Source organism: Hornefia butyriciproducens (assembly GCF_009695915.1).
GTDB classification, from domain to species: Bacteria; Bacillota; Clostridia; order Peptostreptococcales; family Anaerovoracaceae; genus Aminicella; species Aminicella butyriciproducens.
The window spans coordinates 113,801-132,614 of the sequence record NZ_VUMZ01000001.1 but is presented as its reverse complement, the minus strand read 5'-3'; the positions used below and the strand labels follow the sequence as shown (position 1 = coordinate 132,614).

At 52.6% G+C, this 18,814-nt stretch carries 16 protein-coding genes; 12 read left to right on the top strand and 4 right to left on the bottom strand.

Annotated elements, in window-relative coordinates; all coding sequences use genetic code 11:
• The first annotated feature begins 43 nt into the window (after positions 1–43).
• The 5 genes from ybaK to FYJ64_RS00560 all read left to right on the top strand — a co-directional run bounded on the left by ybaK (position 44) and on the right by FYJ64_RS00560 (position 4,934).
• Positions 44–556, top strand: coding sequence for a Cys-tRNA(Pro) deacylase (gene ybaK, locus FYJ64_RS00580; RefSeq protein ID WP_154573310.1), 513 nt, complete (start codon positions 44–46; stop codon positions 554–556).
• On the top strand, positions 553–1,839 hold the full coding sequence (locus FYJ64_RS00575) for a 2-hydroxyacyl-CoA dehydratase subunit D (protein ID WP_154573309.1): 1,287 nt from the start codon (positions 553–555) through the stop codon (positions 1,837–1,839). The genes ybaK and FYJ64_RS00575 overlap by 4 nt, the downstream gene beginning before the upstream one ends.
• A complete protein-coding gene (locus FYJ64_RS00570) occupies positions 1,836–3,590 on the top strand; it encodes an acyl-CoA dehydratase activase (RefSeq protein ID WP_154573308.1) in 1,755 nt (584 codons plus the stop codon). The genes FYJ64_RS00575 and FYJ64_RS00570 overlap by 4 nt, the downstream gene beginning before the upstream one ends.
• Positions 3,587–4,207 (top strand): TM7S3/TM198-like domain-containing protein, encoded by a 621-nt coding sequence (locus FYJ64_RS00565; protein ID WP_154573307.1) that lies wholly within the window; start codon positions 3,587–3,589, stop codon positions 4,205–4,207. The genes FYJ64_RS00570 and FYJ64_RS00565 overlap by 4 nt, the downstream gene beginning before the upstream one ends.
• Before the next feature lie 277 nt (positions 4,208–4,484).
• Positions 4,485–4,934: a COG2426 family protein gene (locus FYJ64_RS00560; protein WP_235897064.1), complete on the top strand. Its 450-nt coding sequence runs from the start codon at positions 4,485–4,487 to the stop codon at positions 4,932–4,934.
• Positions 4,935–5,130: 196 nt separating this feature from the next.
• On the opposite strand, the gene FYJ64_RS00555 is transcribed toward FYJ64_RS00560, so the two are convergent.
• Positions 5,131–5,907 (bottom strand): enoyl-CoA hydratase-related protein, encoded by a 777-nt coding sequence (locus FYJ64_RS00555; protein ID WP_154573306.1) that lies wholly within the window; start codon positions 5,905–5,907, stop codon positions 5,131–5,133.
• A gap of 144 nt (positions 5,908–6,051) precedes the next feature.
• Entirely contained in the window at positions 6,052–6,720 is a 669-nt protein-coding gene (locus FYJ64_RS00550; RefSeq protein WP_154573305.1) for a thiamine diphosphokinase, read from the bottom strand.
• A 298-nt stretch (positions 6,721–7,018) separates the two neighbouring features.
• Here FYJ64_RS00550 and FYJ64_RS00545 point away from each other — a divergent pair, with 298 nt between their 5' ends.
• The gene (locus FYJ64_RS00545) at positions 7,019–8,140 is read left to right on the top strand and encodes a DUF975 family protein (protein ID WP_154573304.1); all 1,122 of its coding nucleotides are present in this window, start codon (positions 7,019–7,021) and stop codon (positions 8,138–8,140) included.
• Positions 8,141–8,378: 238 nt separating this feature from the next.
• Here the strand turns inward: FYJ64_RS00545 and FYJ64_RS00540 are convergent, their stop codons facing one another.
• Entirely contained in the window at positions 8,379–9,512 is a 1,134-nt protein-coding gene (locus tag FYJ64_RS00540; RefSeq protein WP_154573303.1) for a 3-phosphoglycerate dehydrogenase, read from the bottom strand.
• 249 nt (positions 9,513–9,761) lie between these two features.
• Here FYJ64_RS00540 and serC point away from each other — a divergent pair, with 249 nt between their 5' ends.
• From serC to FYJ64_RS00520, 4 genes are all read left to right on the top strand, one after another.
• Positions 9,762–10,853 (top strand): 3-phosphoserine/phosphohydroxythreonine transaminase, encoded by a 1,092-nt coding sequence (gene serC, locus FYJ64_RS00535; RefSeq protein WP_154573302.1) that lies wholly within the window; start codon positions 9,762–9,764, stop codon positions 10,851–10,853.
• 163 nt (positions 10,854–11,016) lie between these two features.
• Positions 11,017–12,360, top strand: a complete 1,344-nt coding sequence (locus tag FYJ64_RS00530) for a D-alanyl-D-alanine carboxypeptidase family protein (protein WP_206045488.1) — start codon at positions 11,017–11,019, stop codon at positions 12,358–12,360.
• Positions 12,361–12,378: 18 nt separating this feature from the next.
• Positions 12,379–14,229: an excinuclease ABC subunit UvrC gene (gene uvrC / locus FYJ64_RS00525; RefSeq protein ID WP_154573300.1), complete on the top strand. Its 1,851-nt coding sequence runs from the start codon at positions 12,379–12,381 to the stop codon at positions 14,227–14,229.
• A gap of 73 nt (positions 14,230–14,302) precedes the next feature.
• Positions 14,303–14,605, top strand: coding sequence for a DUF1292 domain-containing protein (locus FYJ64_RS00520; protein WP_154573299.1), 303 nt, complete (start codon positions 14,303–14,305; stop codon positions 14,603–14,605).
• A gap of 77 nt (positions 14,606–14,682) precedes the next feature.
• Here FYJ64_RS00520 and FYJ64_RS00515 read toward each other — a convergent pair whose 3' ends face one another.
• The gene (locus tag FYJ64_RS00515) at positions 14,683–14,853 is read right to left on the bottom strand and encodes a hypothetical protein (protein WP_154573298.1); all 171 of its coding nucleotides are present in this window, start codon (positions 14,851–14,853) and stop codon (positions 14,683–14,685) included.
• Positions 14,854–14,910: 57 nt separating this feature from the next.
• Between FYJ64_RS00515 and FYJ64_RS00510 the strand changes: the two genes are divergently transcribed.
• Together FYJ64_RS00510 and FYJ64_RS00505 are read left to right on the top strand one after the other, a co-directional pair.
• Positions 14,911–16,299, top strand: coding sequence for an NAD(P)/FAD-dependent oxidoreductase (locus FYJ64_RS00510; RefSeq protein WP_154573297.1), 1,389 nt, complete (start codon positions 14,911–14,913; stop codon positions 16,297–16,299).
• Between the two features lie 159 nt (positions 16,300–16,458).
• Positions 16,459–18,732 (top strand): monovalent cation:proton antiporter family protein, encoded by a 2,274-nt coding sequence (locus tag FYJ64_RS00505; protein ID WP_154573296.1) that lies wholly within the window; start codon positions 16,459–16,461, stop codon positions 18,730–18,732.
• Positions 18,733–18,814 lie beyond the last annotated feature (82 nt).

Genomic DNA, 18,814 nt, shown 5'->3' with positions numbered 1-18,814 from the left:
TGCAACGTTCTCTGTTGCAGTCTTTTTCACAGAAGGGAAGAAAATGGGGAAAAAGGAAAAGGACATCAAGACGAACGCGGTGCGCATGGTGGAAGCACACGGGATCCCGTATGAACTTCGAACCTATGACGGCTCTCATGGCTTTGTTGACGGCGTAACCGCAGCGAGAGAAACCGGAATCGAGGAGGAGCGCTGCTTCAAGACGCTTGTTCTTGTGGGACGCAGCAGGCAGCATTATGTCTGTGTGATCCCGGTGGCGCGGGAACTGGATCTGAAAAAGGCGGCGCGTCATTTCGGAGAGAAGAACATGGAAATGATCCATGCAAAAGACATCACGAAAATTACCGGTTATATTAAAGGAGGATGCTCTCCGGTGGGAATGAAGAAACTTTTTCCCACCGCAATTGACGCAACGGCGGTGTCGTTCGCTGAGATCGGTGTCAGCGGAGGAAAAATCGGTCTCCAGATGGAGCTTCCGCCCCATGAACTTGCAGCTCTGGTTAACGCGGAGTTTGCGGATCTTACAAAGAAAGAAAGACCGGAGGAGGTTCGATGAACGATACTGTGAGAAAATTCGGCGGGAAGATGACAGAACTTGTTCGGTCGGAGCATTCGGTGGCAGCGCGCAGGACGCTTGCCCTCGTGTTCCGTGCCTATGGAGATGCAGTGCGCTTTTCCTCCGGCGGAGATCTGCTCCCCGCACGCAGATATGTAATGGGGTTCTGTAACAGAAAAATGGCGGATTCGATTGCCCGCCCCGGAAGGGCGGCGGTCGTCAGCCTTTTTACGCCCTGTGAAATCTTTGAAGCCCTGGGCATTCCTGTGATGGTGCCGGAAGGTCTGAGCTGCTATATGACGGCTTCCGGCTGTGACAGGGTTTTTCTTGAGAAGGCTGAGGAATGCGGCGTGCCGGAAACTCTTTGTTCCTATCACAAAATGCTCATCGGCATGGCGGAAACAGGAGTGCTGCCGAGACCCCGTATGATCGTGAACACCACTATGGTCTGCGACGCCAACCAGTTGTCTTTCCGGTACCTGGCAGAATATTTCGATGTGCCGCATCTGGTGCTGGACGTTCCGGACGCCTGCAGTGCCGGGAACATCCGTTATCTCAGCGACCAGCTCCGCGGAATGAAGGATTTTGTGGAAAAACACAGCGGACGGGCTCTGGACGAAGGAAAATTCCGTAAAACTATGCTTCGCGCATCAGAAACGCTGGAGAACTATCGCCGCTGTCTGTCGCTGAAGTCGGTGCGGTACGAATCCATCAGGATGACATATCACATGATGGACGCGCTTGCTCTGCATCCCTTTCTGGGTACGGAGGAAGGTCTTAAATATACTGAAATGCTGAAGAAGCAGCTGGCCCGTCTGCCGCTGCTGCAGCCCGGCGAGAAACGGCGCTCGCGGATCCTGTGGGTGCATATGATGCCTTACTGGCAGGATTCCATCAGTGATATGTTCCGATATCATGCAGATGCAGAAGTGGTCTGCTGTGATGTGACATTTGATAATTATTCGGTTCTGGATCCGGAGCAGCCGTATGAATCGCTGGCACGGCAGATGCTGCAGAACTCCCTGAACGGGCCTTCGGAGAGACGGATCCGAAGGGTGTTGAAGCTGGCGCGGCAGATGGATATCGACGGAATCGTCTATTTCTGCCACTGGGGCTGCAAGCAGACGCTGGGAGCTTCGGCAATGGCGAAAGAGGCGTTTGAGCAGGCCGGATTTCCTACGCTGGTGCTGGATGGAGACGGATGTGATACGAGAAATGTGCAGGATGGTCAGATGATGACGCGTATGGGGGCCTTCCTGGAACAACTGGAGGCTTTGCGATGATCGGATTTACATGTAAATACGCGCCGGCCGAGCTGCTGGCCGGTTTTGGGGCGGAGACCGGGCTGCTGAATCTGGAGGCGGAAAATTTTGATTATGCACAGGATCTGACACATATGAACATGTGCAGTCATATCAAGGCTCTGCTGGAAGAGGTTCACCGTGAAGGCATCAGGGAACTGCTGCTGGTGGACTGCTGCGACAGTATGCGCCGGGCAGCCGATATTCTGAAGGACAAACTGGACTTCTGTTTCCTGCTTGATCTGCCTCATAACGACGATGCCTGTGCCAGACGGCACTTTGCGGAGGAACTTATGCGTCTTGCGCAGGAGTATCAGACTTACAGCGGGAAAACCTTTGATTACAGACGATTCCGCGGGGCCTTTACAGGGGAAGACAGAGACGTCAGCCGGGATTTTATCGCGGTCATGGGAGCGCGGATGGGCACCCGACAGTTTGAGAACCTCTCAAAGGCAGTTCCCATGCGGCTGGAGGACTTTACCTGCAACAGCAGCCGTTCCATGAGCCCGCCGCCGGACGCACCGGCAGATACAACGGATGGAGCGCATACGAAATACGCGCCGGATAGAGCCGCTGCTCCAGGCGGGCAGGATGCAGACCCGAGATATGCTGAGGGTTCTGTGGCAGGTGCGGATGTGAATATGGATTCGCTGATGGAGTGGTATGCGGGAGAACTTCTTGCCCAGATTCCCTGTATGCGGATGGCGGATATAAAACGACGCAGAGAAATCACGGAATCACCAAATCTGAGAGGTATCATATATCATACAGTCAAGTTTTGCGATTATTACGGATTCGAATATGAAATGATCCGGCGCAGCGTTTCTGTCCCCGTTATTAAAATCGAAACGGACTTCACCATGCAGTCTCTGGGACAGCTGTCCACGCGAATCGGCGGTTTTCTGGAAAGCATGGGGATTGGAAAGGAGGCTATCGTGACAGGAGAAGGCAGATATTACGCAGGTATTGATTCCGGTTCCACCACTACAAATGTGGCAGTACTGGATCGGCAGGGAAAACTCGTGGACTATGCGATTGTCCGCACCGGCGCAAAAGCGCAGCGGGGCGCACAGAAGGCCCTCGATGCCCTTCAGATTCCGGCGGAAGAGATTGCTGTCATCGTGGCTACCGGATACGGCCGCCAGAATATTGACTTCGCAGACGCCTGCATCACAGAGATTACCTGCCACGCAAAGGGGGCATGGCATCTGGCTCCCGGGATTCGCACCATTATCGACATCGGCGGGCAGGACAGCAAGGTTATTCTGCTGGATGACAGCGGAAATGTGGCAAATTTTGCGATGAATGACAAATGTGCGGCAGGAACCGGACGCTTTCTGGAAAATATGGCAAAGGTCCTTGAAACCGATCTGGACGGGATGGGCCGGGCGGGACTCAGCTGGGAGGAGGATCTGACAATTTCCAGTATGTGTACAGTTTTCGCCGAGTCGGAGGTCGTATCGCTTATTGCGGACAATAAAGCTGTTTCGGATATTGTTCACGGCCTGAACAAATCGGTGGCATCCAAGACGATGAATCTTGTGAATCGTGTGAAGGGCCGCGGACGGTATATGATGACCGGCGGCGGCGCCAGAAACCGCGGCGTGGTCGGCTGTCTCGAGGCGCTTGTGGGAGAAAAAATCTCTGTTCCGGAAATTCCGGATCTGTGCGGGGCGATCGGCGCCGCGCTGTTCGCTCTGGAGGCCGCTGAGCAGAAAGGGAGAGACTCATGACAGTTTTATTCGGATATCTTGCAGCTCTTGTGGTCATCGGTGCTCTGATCCTGTTCAAGGGACGGGATCTGTTTCGCCCGGCGATTTCTATTGTGGCTTTCATTATTGTGTTTAGCGTCTATACCGGATATGCGGGGACGGATTCTCAAAATCTGATTATCGGCGCACTGGCCGGTCTGGTGGCCGCATTGCTGTCCGGATTTGTTCTGACGCTGGGAGTCTTTGTCAGCGGAATGATTGCAGGCCTCGGAGCCGCTGCACAACTAATCCGCTGGCTTCCTGAAGATATCGCGGAACACCGGATTCTCGTAACTGCCGTAATTGCTGTAATCGTGGGAATTCTGGCCGTGAAATGTCTGGATCCGCTGGTCACGGTTTCTACTGCTGCCATCGGTGCGGCACTGGTGGGCATCCCCTGCACATATATGGTGATGAATCTTACTGATCTGACAAAGAATATTTCGACGGAACCTTTTGATACGATGCGCAATCTGAACCGGGTCATGTTCGATGACTTTATGACACAGCAAACCATGATTATCACCGCAGTGACCGGTATTTTGTTCATCATCGGAATGGTGGCGCAGTTCCGGACCAATGATTCTGTCCGCAGATAAGGTCGAGGCTTGAGTGCTGATTACCGCCTGATGTCGAGTATCGGACAGTCGGCGACGGCGAGTATTGGGCCGCCGACCGCCGCTAGCCGTGATGAGCGGCGAGGATCAGACTGCCGCCGGCCGACGAGTGTGATGACCGACGAGGATCAGACTGCCGCCGACCAGCGGGTGTGATGACCGACGTGTTCGACTGCGGCATCCGGCGCGAGACTTGCGAATTGCGGTATTATTGTGGTACTATGATACTGTACGAGAATCTCTCAGGGGGAAAGACAAAATGAAATTGGTTTTTTATACGCTGGCGGTTTCCATGGCTCCCGTAGTAGAGTTAAGGGGCGCGATACCTATGGCCGTTGCCGCCGGCATGGACATCTGGAAAGCGTATATTATCGCAGTGATCGGAAATATGATCCCGGTACCGTTCATTATAATATTTATTCGCAGTATTTTTAAATGGATGAGAACAAAGAGTCCCCGACTGAACCGCCTGGTGAGCCGGATGGAGGCCAAGGCTGACTCCAAGGCAGCCACCGTTCAGAAATATGAAAAACTTGGATTGTTCATTCTGGTTGCAATCCCGCTGCCGGGGACCGGAGCATGGACAGGTGCTCTGGTCGCAGCCATGATGGACATGCGGCTGCGGACTGCGGTTCCGATGATTCTTTTAGGCGTCATGGCTGCCGGTATCATTGTTTCAATGATCGTTCTTGGCGTTGTCAGTATCTGAAGCAGCAGTCGGCGGACGCATCGGAGGAGTGGGGACGGATGCAGGCAATTTGTGTAAAAAAGAGGGCTGACCAGCGGCGATTTATGTTGTAAATCTCCGGATGGTACAGCCCATTTCAGATCTCTGCTATATTAATAATTTTGATGCATCAGAATAGCGGCACTGACAGCCGTATGTCTGATGATGTCAGGGAAAACTAACGGTTTTTCCATTCGGGAGCACGTTTCTCCAGGAATGCGGCCATGCCTTCCTTCTGGTCTTCGGAGCCGAAGCAGACGGTGGTAGCTTCTACCTCCAGCTGGCTTGCAGATTTCAGATCCATATCGAAGCCGTTGTTGATGGCGATCTTCGCCTGAGCGACCGCAATCGGAGCTTTGGAAGCGATGGTGTTTGCCAGTTTTTCAGCGGCTTCCATCAGCGCATCCGGTTCGACGACTTTTTCGACAAGCCCGATACGGAAGGCTTCTTCCGCGTTGATCATTTCAGCGGAGTAAATCAGATACTTAGCCATGCCTTTGCCGACCAGTCTGGAAAGTCTTTGGGTTCCGCAGAAGCCCGGGATGATTCCGAGACCTACTTCAGGCTGACCGAACTTTGCTTTGGAGGAGGCGATTCTGATATCACACGCCATAGCCAGTTCGCATCCGCCGCCGAGAGCAAATCCGTTGACTGCCGCGATAAACGGCTTAGGCATCTGGTCGATAGTGTTCATGACTTTGTGTCCGGCCTGCATCATAGCTCTTCCTTCAACGGCGTTCAGCTTGCTCATCTGCGCGATGTCGGCGCCGGCAACAAAGGCTTTGCCCTCGCCGGTGACAATCACGGCTTTCACGGCATCGTCAGCTTCGATTTCCTTCAGTGCATCCGCCAGTTCCGAAAGAACCTCGGTATTCAGTGCATTCAGCGCTTTCGGACGATTGATGGTCAGATAACCCAGATTTCCTTTGACTTCATATTTAATGTTTTCGTACATAGTTAAGACTCCCTTTCCTGTATAGAAGTTTATCGACTCTGTTAATAATATATCATTTTGCAGGTGCTTTTTCAAGAGGTGCACCACGGAAACCGCGAGGTTATGATGCGAGCTGCGAGGCGCCTGGCATAAACCAGAGCGTCTTCAGCGGGAACGGCTCCAGAGAGGCACCGGTGAAATCGTGCCTGATTGCGGCGTATCATCTGAGAATACCAGAAGCAACCTGCCTGCGGAAAAGCGGAGTGATGCAGCAGAGGCAGTGATTTCATTGCTGACGCCCAGCGAAGTGTCGTCCTGGAGGAGATACTTTGTGAGAGGATATTTCACACCACGAAGAGTGAGATCTTTCACAGAGCCGCCGTAGGCGATAAGCCCCATGTACCGGTATTTGTTCCCCGGAATATCATAACGTCCCGGCTCCAGCATGGAAACGCGGTTGTATCCGTCAACAAAGGCCAGCTCGTGCAGCTTGCCGCAGTATTTGGCTAAAAGTCCGATATTCCCCATAGTGTGGTCGAAGCGGCCGCCGAGTCCTCCGAGAATAATGATGTTCTCGCCGCCTTCCGATACGGCAAGATCCAGTGCGGCTTCACTGTCGGTCATATCCTTTTCCATGGGAAGGCGGATTACCTCACGATTTTCCGGCAGCTGTCCGGAATCGTAGTCTCCAATAAGCAGATCGGGGGTCAGTCCCAGAATTCCGGCAATCTCCAGACCGCCGTCTGCACAGATAACGCAGTCATATTGATTCTGGCAGATATCGATGTAATTAAGTCCCTCAACATGGGCGGTAATGATCAGAAAATTTTTCATTGCAGGCTCCTTCACTTATGATTCTACAATATGTCGGAGCTTGTGTCCAATACCGTTTACCGACTAAAATCGACTTTCTGCGACTTTATGCGACTTTTTACGGAATTTATTACGGAATAGTACGATTCACATTAGGATAATGATGTAAAACAATTTCTCTTTCCACTTTTTTATCCACTGCATCCGCAAAATGATGAACAAAATGTATAAAAATAAAATGAACGAATTATAAAAAACTGTTCACATCAAGAAGGTTTTCGTATATAATGGCAATAGTATTTGAAATGGGGGTACAGGAATGAATTATTACATTATCAATGAGCCCTGCGGCGCCATTCGGGCGAACGCAAGGCAGCTTATGAACAACAACTGGATTCAGGTCGTGCTGGGGGTGGCGCTGTATTATGTGCTGCTGGTCATGGTGCCGGAATTTTTTCAGAACTGCGTTTCCTTCGGGGCAATTACACAGTGGAACGGATATCTGCAGCAGAACCAGACGATTTCAGTAATCGCGGCGTTCTATCAGATGTTCTTCTCCGGCGTGTTCGTCGCAGGACTTTGCTCTTTTCTTTTATATTTTGTAAGGCTCAGGGATATCAATCCGGGATACATTTTCAATGGATTTGAATACTACCTGAAGACACTGCTTCTGATGATTGTCATGTGCGTATTCATCTTTTTGTGGACGTTGCTGCTGATCGTCCCCGGAATAATCGCAGCGTTCCGGTACAGCCAGTGTTTCTATGTTCTGGCGGACGATCCGAAAAAAGGCATTATGCAGTGCATTAATGAGAGTAAGCAGATGATGACGGGGAACAAAATGAAGCTGTTCCTGCTGGATCTGTCATTCATCGGATGGCTTCTGCTGTCTTCGATTCCTATGGCGGTTCTGATGGGAATACTCCAGCCAGACGATAATACGATATCGTATTTCGTGATCATGTTTGTCGGCATGATTCCTGTATATTTCCCGATTGCATATATGCAGACGGCGGATACGATTTTCTATGAAATGCTGACCGGACATATGAGAGCGGCGGACGGAACATCGCACAGGCCGTTTAATGAGGCTGATTATTACTGGAATAATGGTGGAGGAAACGGTTCGTCCGGAAACGGAGACAACGGATATCGGCAAGCAGCGGGGACGCCGCAGCAGCCGCAGGGAGTGCCGCAGCAGCCACAGGGAGTGCCGCAGCAGCCACAGGGAGTGCCGCAGCAGCCGCAGGGAGTGCCGCAGCAACCACAGGGGGCACCATCAATGCGTCCGCTGGAACAGGATTCGTGGACAGCAGCGCCGGCGGAACATCCCGCACCGGCAGAACAGCCGACAGCGCCGGCGGAACATCCCGCACCGGCAGAACAGCCCGCACAGACGGAACAGCCCTCGCCGGCAGAACATCCGATAAAAACTGAATAGACATCAGCAGCGTACGGTGCTGACCGTTGATGATTGAATGCTAAAATCCGCAGTCGGAAAACTGCGGATTTTTTCGGCTCTGTGTCAAATGCCGGGATGAGCGGAGCGCAATCAGATAACAGAATGGAATGTTTTCGGGCGGTATGTGTGAGACGAATGTGCGAAAAAACGGCGGAATCTCTGATCTCAGGAAACCGCCGTTTCACATGCCCGCATCCCCGGGCCTTTTTCGGGACTTTTACTTCAGGATTCTGGAGCGTACCACACCCGTAATCGCAGGAATCTCTGCGATGTCGTCTCTGGTGGAGATCAGGGCGTAGCCATAGTCGCCGCGAACGCCTCCCGCAGCGCCGCTGACGGCAACGCCGAGCCCGTTGATCGCCGCATCCACGGGATTTTCGACACCCTTGGTCAGCAGAGCAATTCTGGTTTCACCTTCGGTTTTCGGAAGTCTGACTGCAGGGAAGTTCACCGAATTGGTGATGTTTCCGTTTTCAATGTAGTCCATGATCTCCGTTACCGCAATGGTTGCACAGTTGTCTTCGGCTTCTGCTGTGGAAGCGCCAAGATGAGGAAGAAGGACGACGCCTTCCTTGCCGACCAGACCGTCGGTTCCGAAGTCCGTCAGGTACTCTTTCAGTTTTCCGCCTTCCAGTGCGGCCAGCATATCGGCTTCGTTAATCAGCTTGTCTCTGGAGAAATTCAGAAGAACGGCTCCGTCCTTCATCTGACTGAATACATCTGCATTAAACATTCCGTTGGTCGCCGGAGACGCAGGAACGTGAATCGTTATATAGTCACATTTCGGCAGCATTTCCGAGGGATCGTCCACAACATCGACGCAGCTGCAGAGCGCATGGGCAGATTTTGTACTGAAGAACGGGTCATAGCCGACCACCTTCATCCCCAGATCTGCAGCGCTGTTCGCCACCATCACACCGATAGCGCCCAGACCGTAGACACCCAGAGTCTTTCCTTTAATTTCAGTACCGGCGAACTGCTTCTTGCCTTTCTCAACGGCCTTGCTGACATCGGTGGTCAGGGTCGCGGCCCATGACAGAGCGGCAGGGATGTTTCTGGCGGACAAAAGAAGTGCTGCCAGCACAAGCTCCTTCACAGCATTTGCGTTCGCGCCCGGAGTGTTGAAGACGACGATGCCCTGATCAGCGCATTTATCCAGTGGAATATTGTTTACGCCGGCGCCGGCTCTCGCAATGGTAAGGAGATCTTTGCCGAACTCCATCTCGTGCATATCCTGACTTCTGACGAGGATTCCGTTTGCCGCAGCGGTATCGTCGATGACCGCGTAGGCATCGGACAGATGCGCAAGACCCACCGGAGAGATCTTGTTCAAAGTTGCGATATTGTACATTTTGCATACCTCCATTGACTCTTTGTTGCAGTTATTAATATAAAATTATATCATTTATATCCCGATGTTTCAAGATTCTGAACGACATTCCGGATCATCGGAAACTGAATGGCAGATCTGCGAAAAAACCATAGCAGATACCATGCAAGTATACAGCCGGAAATCTTTACTTTCAGGGAACCGGGTGCTATAATAAACCCAAAGAATCGTTATTTTTTAGATAATCTTACAGTATGGGGGATAAGTCAAATGAGCAAATATGAGAGAGTATATAACTTTTCCGCCGGGCCTTCAATGCTTCCGCTGGAGGTGCTGGAAAACGTTCAGAAGGATCTTCTGAATTACAAGGGTACCGGAGAATCTGTCATGGAGATGAGCCATCGGTCAGCGGAGTTCAAGGCGATTATTGAAGACGCCGAGGCGGATCTGCGTAAACTGATGAACATTCCGGATAACTACAAAGTCCTGTTCCTGCAGGGCGGCGGTACACTGCAGTTCTCCATGATTCCGCTCAATCTGTTGAGAAAATCCAAAAAGGCAGACTACATTGTAACCGGGCAGTGGGCGAAGAAGGCGTACAAGGAAGCCTGCAAATTCGGCGACATCAAATGTGTTGCCAGCTCCGAGGAGGACACCTACAGCTACATCCCGGAAGTCAGCAGAGAAGATTTCAGAGCGGATGCGGACTATGTGTACATTTGCTATAACAACACGATTTACGGCTCCAAATTCCCTTATATTCCGGATACCGGAGATATTCCGCTGGTTGCGGATATGTCCTCCTGCATTCTCAGTGAGGAAGTGGATGTCAGCAGATTCGGCGTGATCTGGGCAGGTGCGCAGAAAAATGTCGCTCCGGCGGGTGTGACCATCGTCATCATCCGGGAAGACCTGATCGGATTCGCACCGGAGGATACGCCGGTTTACCTTGATTACAAAACCCACGCAGAGAAGGATTCCATGTACAACACTCCGCCGTGCTGGTCTATCTATGTGGCGGGAGAAGTGTTCAAGTATCTGCTGGAGAACGGCGGAGTAGCCGCAATGCACGAGAAGGACGTCAGAAAAGCAGAGAAACTCTATGCGGCCATCGACGCCAGCCCGATTTTCAGGGGAACCGTCAGAGAGAAGGATCGTTCCCTGATGAACGTTACCTTTGTTACCGGCGACAAAGACATGGATGCGGAGTTCATCGCGATGGCGAAGGAAAACGGTCTGATCAACCTGAAAGGACATCGCACGGTCGGCGGACTGCGGGCCAGCATCTACAATGCGATGCCTGAGGAAGGCGTGGACGCGCTGATTGCGCTGATGAAGAAATTCGAGGAATCGAAGAAATAAGAGCCACCCGTGGCAGACCAGATTAATTCTGACAGAGAACGCTTCCGGAAGAACCGGGAGCGTTTTTTCGCCGTTCTGTCGGTTGCTATTTCAGCGACGGTATTGTAAAATAAGGAAAAATAAGCTTTTATCCAACATGATACCGAAAAGGAGAGATGAGGCAGTGAATCAATACACCATCCGGAGCGGCAGGATCGGAAGAATTTGTCTGGTTGTCATAATCGCGGCGGCGTTGCTTTTGTCCGCGGTGGATCCCTCTGCGGCAAAAACAGAAAAAGTGGAGAAGCCGACGGTTTACGCCGGCGGTGCGGTGGTATATTGTGAGAATACAGGAGAGACGATCTTCTCACAGAACGCGAAGCGGCAATACGATCCCTACAGCATCACCAAACTGATGACGGCACTTCTGGCCGTGCAGCATCTGCCGTTGGACAAGACTGTGACGGTCTCGGAGAAAGCGGCGGCTCAGGGCGAATCCACAATGGATCTGGTGAAGGGCGAGAAGGTCACGGTGGAACAGCTTTTGTACGGTGCGCTGCTGCTTTCCGGAAACGACGCGGCCTACGCTCTGGGGGAAGCTGTTTCGGGAAATATGACGGATTTCGTCAGACTGATGAACAAGACCGCCCGGAATATCGGCTGCAGAAGCACGCATTTCGAGAACGCCACAGGCATACAGTCGGCGGGACATTATACGACGGCGGCGGATTTCATGCAGATTACGAGGGTGGCGCTGTCCAACTCTACGATCCGCAAGGTGGCGGGAACCCGGGTCTACAGGATGGACGCGACGAACAAAAGCAAGGCGCGTACCATGAAAACTCACGTTCCGCTGGTGAACACGGAGAATTCCGGCGTTTACGCGGGAAAGACCGGGCTGTGGCAGACCGATGACTGCACACTTGCGGTGGGGTATGAGAAAAACGGACTGCAGCTGTTCATCGTACTGCTGAAGGACACGGAGGCTGAACGTACTAATGACCTGAAAAAGCTGATTCAGTATGCGGAAAACTCTGTTCAGGGAATACAGGTGGTGAAGGCCGGGAAGGAAACCGGCAAGGTCAGGATCCGGCACGGCGCGGTCACCCGTCTGCAGACTTATACTGCTGAGCGGGGATACGCCTATCTGCCGAAGGAGGGTTCCGAATCACTGATCAGCACGAAGACGGTGATGAAGAGCAATGTCCAGGCACCGGTAAAGGCGGGGCAGGTCGTCGGGTATTATAATATCTACGTTGGAGAAGATGTGGTAAACAAGGTTCCGCTGGTGGTACGGGAGTCGGTGGAAGAGGGCTGGTTCCCGTCTTACATCGGAATTTCCAACAGAGCCAGTATGATTATCGGAGCGGTGCTGCTGGGGATAATCGCATTTCTGATCTGGGCGGCGTGTATGCGTGCCAGAGCCAGACGCCGCCGGAGAGAGCTGCACCGGCGCAGGGTCATGAGAATGGCGGAAGAGGAACTGAGAAGAGAACAGGAAAGGAACCGAAGAGACTGGAATATATAAAGAGACTGGAATACACAAATGTTTGACATCAGGGAAAATCTAAAAAAACTCCCGGACTCCCCGGGAGTTTATATGCATAAGGACAGACTGGGTCAGGTGATTTACGTCGGAAAGGCGGTTTCGCTGCGCAGCCGGGTGCGTCAGTATTTCCAGAAATCCTATCAGAGCACTAGCCCCAAGGTCCGGGCGCTGGCGGCGAACATCGCGGAGTTCGAGTATATTACCTGTTCCAGCGAGATGGAAGCGCTGATTCTGGAATGCAACCTGATCAAGAAGTACATGCCGAAATACAATGTACTTCTGCGGGATGATAAAACCTATCCATACATTATGGTTACCACAGGCGAGACATATCCCCGCGTGGTGAAGACCAGACGCATTCGCAAAGACGGCAACCGGTATTTCGGACCGTACAGCGATGCGGGCGCGGTGAATGAGATCGTGGATCTGTTCAATTCCACCTATACTCTGAAACGGTGTCCGGCGCAGAAGTTTCCGAAGGGCCACAGGCCGTGTCTGAATTACTTCATCGGTCAGTGCCGGGGGATGTGCTGCCCCGAGGAACATGCGGTGAACCGGGAAGAGTACATGAAGAACATCGATGAGATCATTCAGTTCCTGTCAGGAAAGGACAAACCGCTGCTCCGAAGACTGACAGACAGGATGCAGGCGGCCTCGAAAACCATGAACTATGAGGAGGCTGCCCGATGGAGGGACGCCATTCGCGCGGTGAAGGCCTTATCAGAGACGCAGCGCGTGACGATGATTACAGATAAGGATATGGATGTTGTTCTGGCAGTCAAGGACGAAGAGCGGTCTTTTGTTGTGTTGTTTCCGGTGCGGGACGGAAAACTCAGCGGCAGGGAGACCTTTCAGATTCAGACCGATGCGGAGGACACACGCAGAGATATGGTGGCAGAATTCATCAAGCAGTATTACAGCCAGTGGGCGGTGGTTCCGCCGGAGATCCTGATCGAGGAAGAACTGCCGGAGCATGCGCTGCTGGAGGAATTCCTGAGCAGAGAAGGGCGGCGGGTGCATCTCACGGTTCCCAAGCGGGGAGACAAAAGAGCGCTACTGAATCTGACCCGCAGGGATGTTGCGGAGATGACCAAGACGCTGGCGGTCCGTGCGGAAACAAAGAGAGAACGGCAGGACGCGGTGCGGCGGGAGATGGATTCTGTCCTTGAGGCGGCGGGCAATCCGCGGCAGAACAGAAATGAACCGATCCGTGTTGAATCCTATGATATTTCCAACACCAACGGAGTTGACAGCGTCGGTGCGATGGTTGTCTTCAGCGGGATAGATAAGATACGGCGGGATTATCGGCGCTTCAAGGTGCGGACTGTGGAGGGACCGGATGACTACGGCAGTCTGCAGGAGGTTTTGTACAGGCGATACAAAAGAGCAGTGGACGGCGATCCGGGTTTTATCCGCCTGCCGGATATCATCATGATGGACGGCGGACTGGGACAGGTCCATGCCGCACAGACGGTTCTGAATGCCATGAAGCTGGATATTCCGGTGGTGGGGATGGCCAAGGATGACCATCACCGGACGAGGGCTCTGGTGTTCGGAGATGGTGACGAAATGGATCTGCGGCAGCATCCGGTGCTGTTCCGGTACGCCGGAACGATTCAAGAAGAGGTGCACCGATTTGCCATCGACTATCATCATCAGCTGCATGGGAAAAATTCCATGCATTCGGCCTTGGATGACATTCCGGGAGTGGGTCCGAAACGGCGAAATGAGCTTTTGTACCACTTCAAAACCATCGACGCGATTCGCGGCGCGACGGAGGAGGAGCTGCGCCGGGTCCCTTCGGTCACAGAGCAGGTTGCCAGAAACATCTATGAATATTTTCACTGAATTCTTGCGTCTTCCGTCGGAAAATGTTATAGTTAAAATGTATTCATATGCATAAATTTTGGAGGACACTGATATGGCTGAAAATAAAAAGAATAACACGCAGGCGCCGGAAGAGGAAGAGATGGAGGTCATCACTCTGGAGTTTGACGACGGTGAGAAGGCGGACTGCGAGATTATGGGAATCTTCGATTACAATGGTAAGGACTACGTGGCCCTGATTCCGGACGACGGAACGGACGATGTATGGATCTACGGATACGAAGAGGACGAGGAAGGCGCATTCGAACTCATCGATATTACTGATGACAAGCTGTTCGAGGCGGTTGCCAAGGAATTCGAATCCATTATGCAGGATCCGGAGGAAAGCGAGGAATAGGACGAGCTTCAACGTACAGAATGCACCCGCGATACGCAGGTGCATTCTGTTGTGTTGGAGAGTCTGATGCATGACCGTCATTTTCGCCTGCGGAATACCTGTCTCAGAAACAGCCAGGAAAAATATGTACAAAGGGCAAGTCCGCAGAATACATAGGAATCGTGATGGCCTCTGACAAGCAGACTTAGAAGCGCAAGATCAAAGACGACGAAACTGATCCCGAACCAGAATTCTTTTTTGTAAAACATAGAAAACTCCTTTAAATAATTTCAACTCAAGTATATCACAGATTGGAGCGATAGAAAATGGAAAATTATGATATCGTTATCGTTGGCGCCGGTGCCAGCGGCGTATTTATGGCCTATGAACTGACGAAGCTTGATAATAATGCCCGGGTTCTGATGTTGGATCGCGGTGCGCCGCTGGAGAAGCGAATCTGCCCGGTTAAGCTGGGAAAAACAAAGGTCTGCGTAAAATGCGATCCCTGTCACATCATGAACGGTTACGGCGGCGCCGGAACGCTGTCCGACGGGAAATATAATCTGACGACGCAGTTCGGGGGAGAACTGCATCAGTACATCGGCGTGGAAAAGGCGATGGAACTGATGGAATACGTGGATGAAGTGCTCTGCTCCATGGGCGGCGAGGATGCCAGACTGTATTCCACCGCGAGTACGGATCTGAAGACGGAGTGTCTCAAATACGACCTTCATCTGCTGGAGGCCCGTGTGCGCCACCTGGGAACGGATCGCAACGTACGCATACTGGGGAAAATCTACGATTATATCCGGGACCGTGTCGATATGAAATTCTATACTGTGGTGGATTCCATCGAGCGGAACGGAGACGGGAGATTCCTGGTGACCACATCTGCCGGAGAGCAGTTTCTGGCAGAGGATGTGGTGCTGGCGACCGGACGCAGCGGTTCCGCCTGGATGGAGAGGATCTGCGACAATTTTCAGGTGCCTCAGAAGAAGAACCGGGTCGATATCGGCGTTCGAGTGGAGCTGCCTGCAGAGATATTCCGTCACATTACTGACGAAGTGTATGAGAGCAAAATCGTTTATCAAACGGAGAAATACAACGACCTTGTGAGAACCTTCTGCATGAATCCATACGGCGAGGTCGTTTCGGAGAACACCAACGGGATTGTCACGGTGAACGGACACAGCTATGCGGATCCGTCGCTGCTCTCCGAAAACACAAACTTTGCGTTGCTGGTTTCAAATAAATTCACCGAGCCGTTCCGCGACAGCAACGAATACGGTCAGGCGATCGCCAGCCTCTCCAATATGCTGGGAGGAGGCGTTCTGATGCAGCGCTTCGGCGATCTGGTGAAGGGAAGGCGGAGCAGTGAGCGGCGCATGGAGAAATGCTTCACCCGGCCGACTCTCGCCGCGACGCCGGGAGATCTGAGTCTGGTGATGCCTAAGCGCCAGATGGACGATATCATTGAAATGATTTACGCGCTGGACAAAATCGCACCGGGCACGGCCAATGAGGATACACTTCTGTACGGAATCGAGGTTAAGTTCTACAATTCCAGAGTGGAGGTGGATGATCGTCTGATGACCAGGATTCCAAATCTCTATGCGCTTGGCGACGGCTCGGGTGTCACCCATTCTCTGTCCCAGGCATCTGCCTCCGGTGTTTATGTGGCCAGACTGCTGGCAGAAAAATATTCGCGGTCATAACGGATCCGTACTCCGGTTCCGGTGCGGAGCGCGGCAGGATCATCGCTTCCGCCTGTGCTGAATCGATTCCGTTCTGTTATGTGCAGAGTGCGGATATACCGGCCTGCCGTGCGGAACTGATCTGCGCGCGAGCCGGATTTTGTGAAGGAAGGGGAACACATGCATATACCTTCGCTGGTTATGGATCTGGCGATGATGCTCATCGTGGCAGGCATCGTCAGCATCATTTTCCGGAAACTGAATCTTCCCGTTATTCTGGGCTATATCCTGGCAGGTTTTATTACAAGCCCGTATTTTCCTCTGTTTTTCAATGTAGAGGATCAGGAAACCATCAGCACTCTCAGTGAACTGGGCGTGATCATCATCCTGTTTCACATCGGACTGGAATTTGACTTCCATAAACTGCTGAGTGTCGGGAGTACTGCGATCGTCACCGCTATTGTAAAGATGTCCGGCGTGCTCGCAGTGGGGTACTGCTTCGGAACGATGATCGGGCTGTCGCGGATGAACAGCGTCTTTCTGGGAGCGATGCTTTCCATCAGTTCTACGGTGGTGATTCGAAAGGCCTTCGATGAACTGGGCGTCGCCGGCGAAAAATACACGTCTCTCGTAATGGGCACGCTGATCATGGAGGATCTGTTCGGGGTGTTCATCATGGTGATTCTCTCATCCCTCGCGGTGAGGCAGAATACAGGAGGGACGGAGCTGATGATCCATCTGGGACTGATGGGATGCTATCTGGTGGTCTGGCTGCTGCTGGGAATTTTCCTGCTGCCGACGTTCCTGAACAAGATTATGACGCTGATGAACCGGGAGATGCTGGTGGTGCTGTCCCTGGGGATATGTTTCTGTATGGCGCTGATCGCCAGGAGGCTCGGATTCTCTGTGGAGCTGGGCGCGTTTCTGGCGGGGTCGCTGTTTGCGGGAACAAAGCACGCTGAAGAGGTGGAGGAGTCCACCTCTGCGATAAAGGACATGTTCTCCGTCATCTTCTTCCTTTCTGTCGGAATGCTGGTGGACCCGTCTGTAATCGCTGAACAGTGGACCTCGATTCTCCCGATCGCGATTATCGCGATCCTGGCCAAACTGATATTCGCATCGCTGGGGATGGTTTTGTCCGGACAGAGCCTTGGAACGGCGATCCGCAGCGGATTCAGTTTGGCACCCATCGGTGAATTCTCCTATATTATCGCATCACTGGGAATTTCTCTGGGAGTGATGGACAGTTATCTGTATCCGGTGATCGTGGCGGCTTCGGTTCTGACGACGCTGATTACGCCGGTGCTGATCCGGAGTTCCGGAAGGTTTACCGAGTTCCTGCGGGGACACCTGCCGGAAAAGGTCCTGGACAAGATGACGCAATATTCCTCCAGCGAGCAGGATAAAGAAGAGAAAATCCCCGACTGGGGCGTGTGGCTTCGTCAGTATTTTCAGAGTCTGCTGCTGTACGGGACGATAATGCTTGTCGCGGCCGTTGCCGGCGTTCATCTGGCTGCACCCGCATTGGAGAACCTGACAAATGGCATCTGGGCCGGTGTTATTTCCTGCGGGGGCATCTACATGGTCATCGCGCTGTTCCTGCGCCCGATGCTGAAGTTTCACGACAAAGTATTCACCCGTCTGTGGCTCGACAGCAAAGCCAACCGGCCGCCTATGGTTCTCCTGATCTGTATCAAGGTGATCCTCATCTCCGTCATTGTGTTCTACCCGATTCATCAGATGTTCGGTGCACACCGGTCCATTCTCTTCATCGCGGTCCTTGTGGCGATACTCGTTCTGAGCAAAACGGATTTCATTACCACTTCATATCTGGAGATGGAGACCCGGTTCCTTCGGAATCTGAATGAAAAGACCATTCACCGTCTCCAGCAGGAAAACGGTCAGCAGGAATGGCTGAATGAGGATATTAATATTTTCTCGTATTATGTTCCGGAGGATGCGCCGTATATCGGGAAACAGTTGAGTGAGCTGGAGTGGGGGAGACGTTATGACGTGCTGGTTGTAAAGATCCGCAGAGGCGAGCGGTCGATACTTCTGCCGCAGGGGAGTATGGAGGTGCAGGCGGGGGATAAGCTGTACGTTGTTGGAAATCTCGCCGCTGTCTGCAACCTGCACAAAGCACTGGACATCGATCCTCCCAGGAGGATCCGCACGCTCAGGGCTTTCATGGAGACCGATTATCCTGACACGGAGAACGCGCTGGCATGTCTGGCCATTCAGGTTACCGGATGCGAGCCGTACTGCGGCCAGTCGATTATGAATACGCAGATTCTGAACAAGGGGCACTGTATGATTCTGGGTATTCAGAAGAACGGCTATCCGGTGGTCATGCCGGATCCTCATCTGACGATCCGGAAGGACGATGTGATCTGGGTCATGGGCTCCAACAACAACGTGGGCCGCCTTGCTGCCTTCAGCGTCTGTTCGCTTTAAAGACTGAACCGCTGTGTCCTTTCCTCTGCACAAAGAAAACCCCGCGCGGGAGTCTTCCTTACGGAAGACGTCCCGGTGCGGG

Coding starts and splice junctions, on each gene's coding strand:
- FYJ64_RS00520 (WP_154573299.1), top strand. CDS start 14,303: ATGGCTGAAAATAAAAAGAATAACACGCAGGCGCCGGAAGAGGAAGAG.
- FYJ64_RS00555 (WP_154573306.1), bottom strand. CDS start 5,907: ATGTACGAAAACATTAAATATGAAGTCAAAGGAAATCTGGGTTATCTG.
- ybaK (WP_154573310.1), top strand. CDS start 44: ATGGGGAAAAAGGAAAAGGACATCAAGACGAACGCGGTGCGCATGGTG.
- FYJ64_RS00560 (WP_235897064.1), top strand. CDS start 4,485: ATGAAATTGGTTTTTTATACGCTGGCGGTTTCCATGGCTCCCGTAGTA.
- FYJ64_RS00575 (WP_154573309.1), top strand. CDS start 553: ATGAACGATACTGTGAGAAAATTCGGCGGGAAGATGACAGAACTTGTT.
- uvrC (WP_154573300.1), top strand. CDS start 12,379: ATGTTTGACATCAGGGAAAATCTAAAAAAACTCCCGGACTCCCCGGGA.
- FYJ64_RS00545 (WP_154573304.1), top strand. CDS start 7,019: ATGAATTATTACATTATCAATGAGCCCTGCGGCGCCATTCGGGCGAAC.
- serC (WP_154573302.1), top strand. CDS start 9,762: ATGAGCAAATATGAGAGAGTATATAACTTTTCCGCCGGGCCTTCAATG.
- FYJ64_RS00510 (WP_154573297.1), top strand. CDS start 14,911: ATGGAAAATTATGATATCGTTATCGTTGGCGCCGGTGCCAGCGGCGTA.
- FYJ64_RS00550 (WP_154573305.1), bottom strand. CDS start 6,720: ATGAAAAATTTTCTGATCATTACCGCCCATGTTGAGGGACTTAATTAC.
- FYJ64_RS00540 (WP_154573303.1), bottom strand. CDS start 9,512: ATGTACAATATCGCAACTTTGAACAAGATCTCTCCGGTGGGTCTTGCG.
- FYJ64_RS00505 (WP_154573296.1), top strand. CDS start 16,459: ATGCATATACCTTCGCTGGTTATGGATCTGGCGATGATGCTCATCGTG.
- FYJ64_RS00515 (WP_154573298.1), bottom strand. CDS start 14,853: ATGTTTTACAAAAAAGAATTCTGGTTCGGGATCAGTTTCGTCGTCTTT.
- FYJ64_RS00570 (WP_154573308.1), top strand. CDS start 1,836: ATGATCGGATTTACATGTAAATACGCGCCGGCCGAGCTGCTGGCCGGT.
- FYJ64_RS00565 (WP_154573307.1), top strand. CDS start 3,587: ATGACAGTTTTATTCGGATATCTTGCAGCTCTTGTGGTCATCGGTGCT.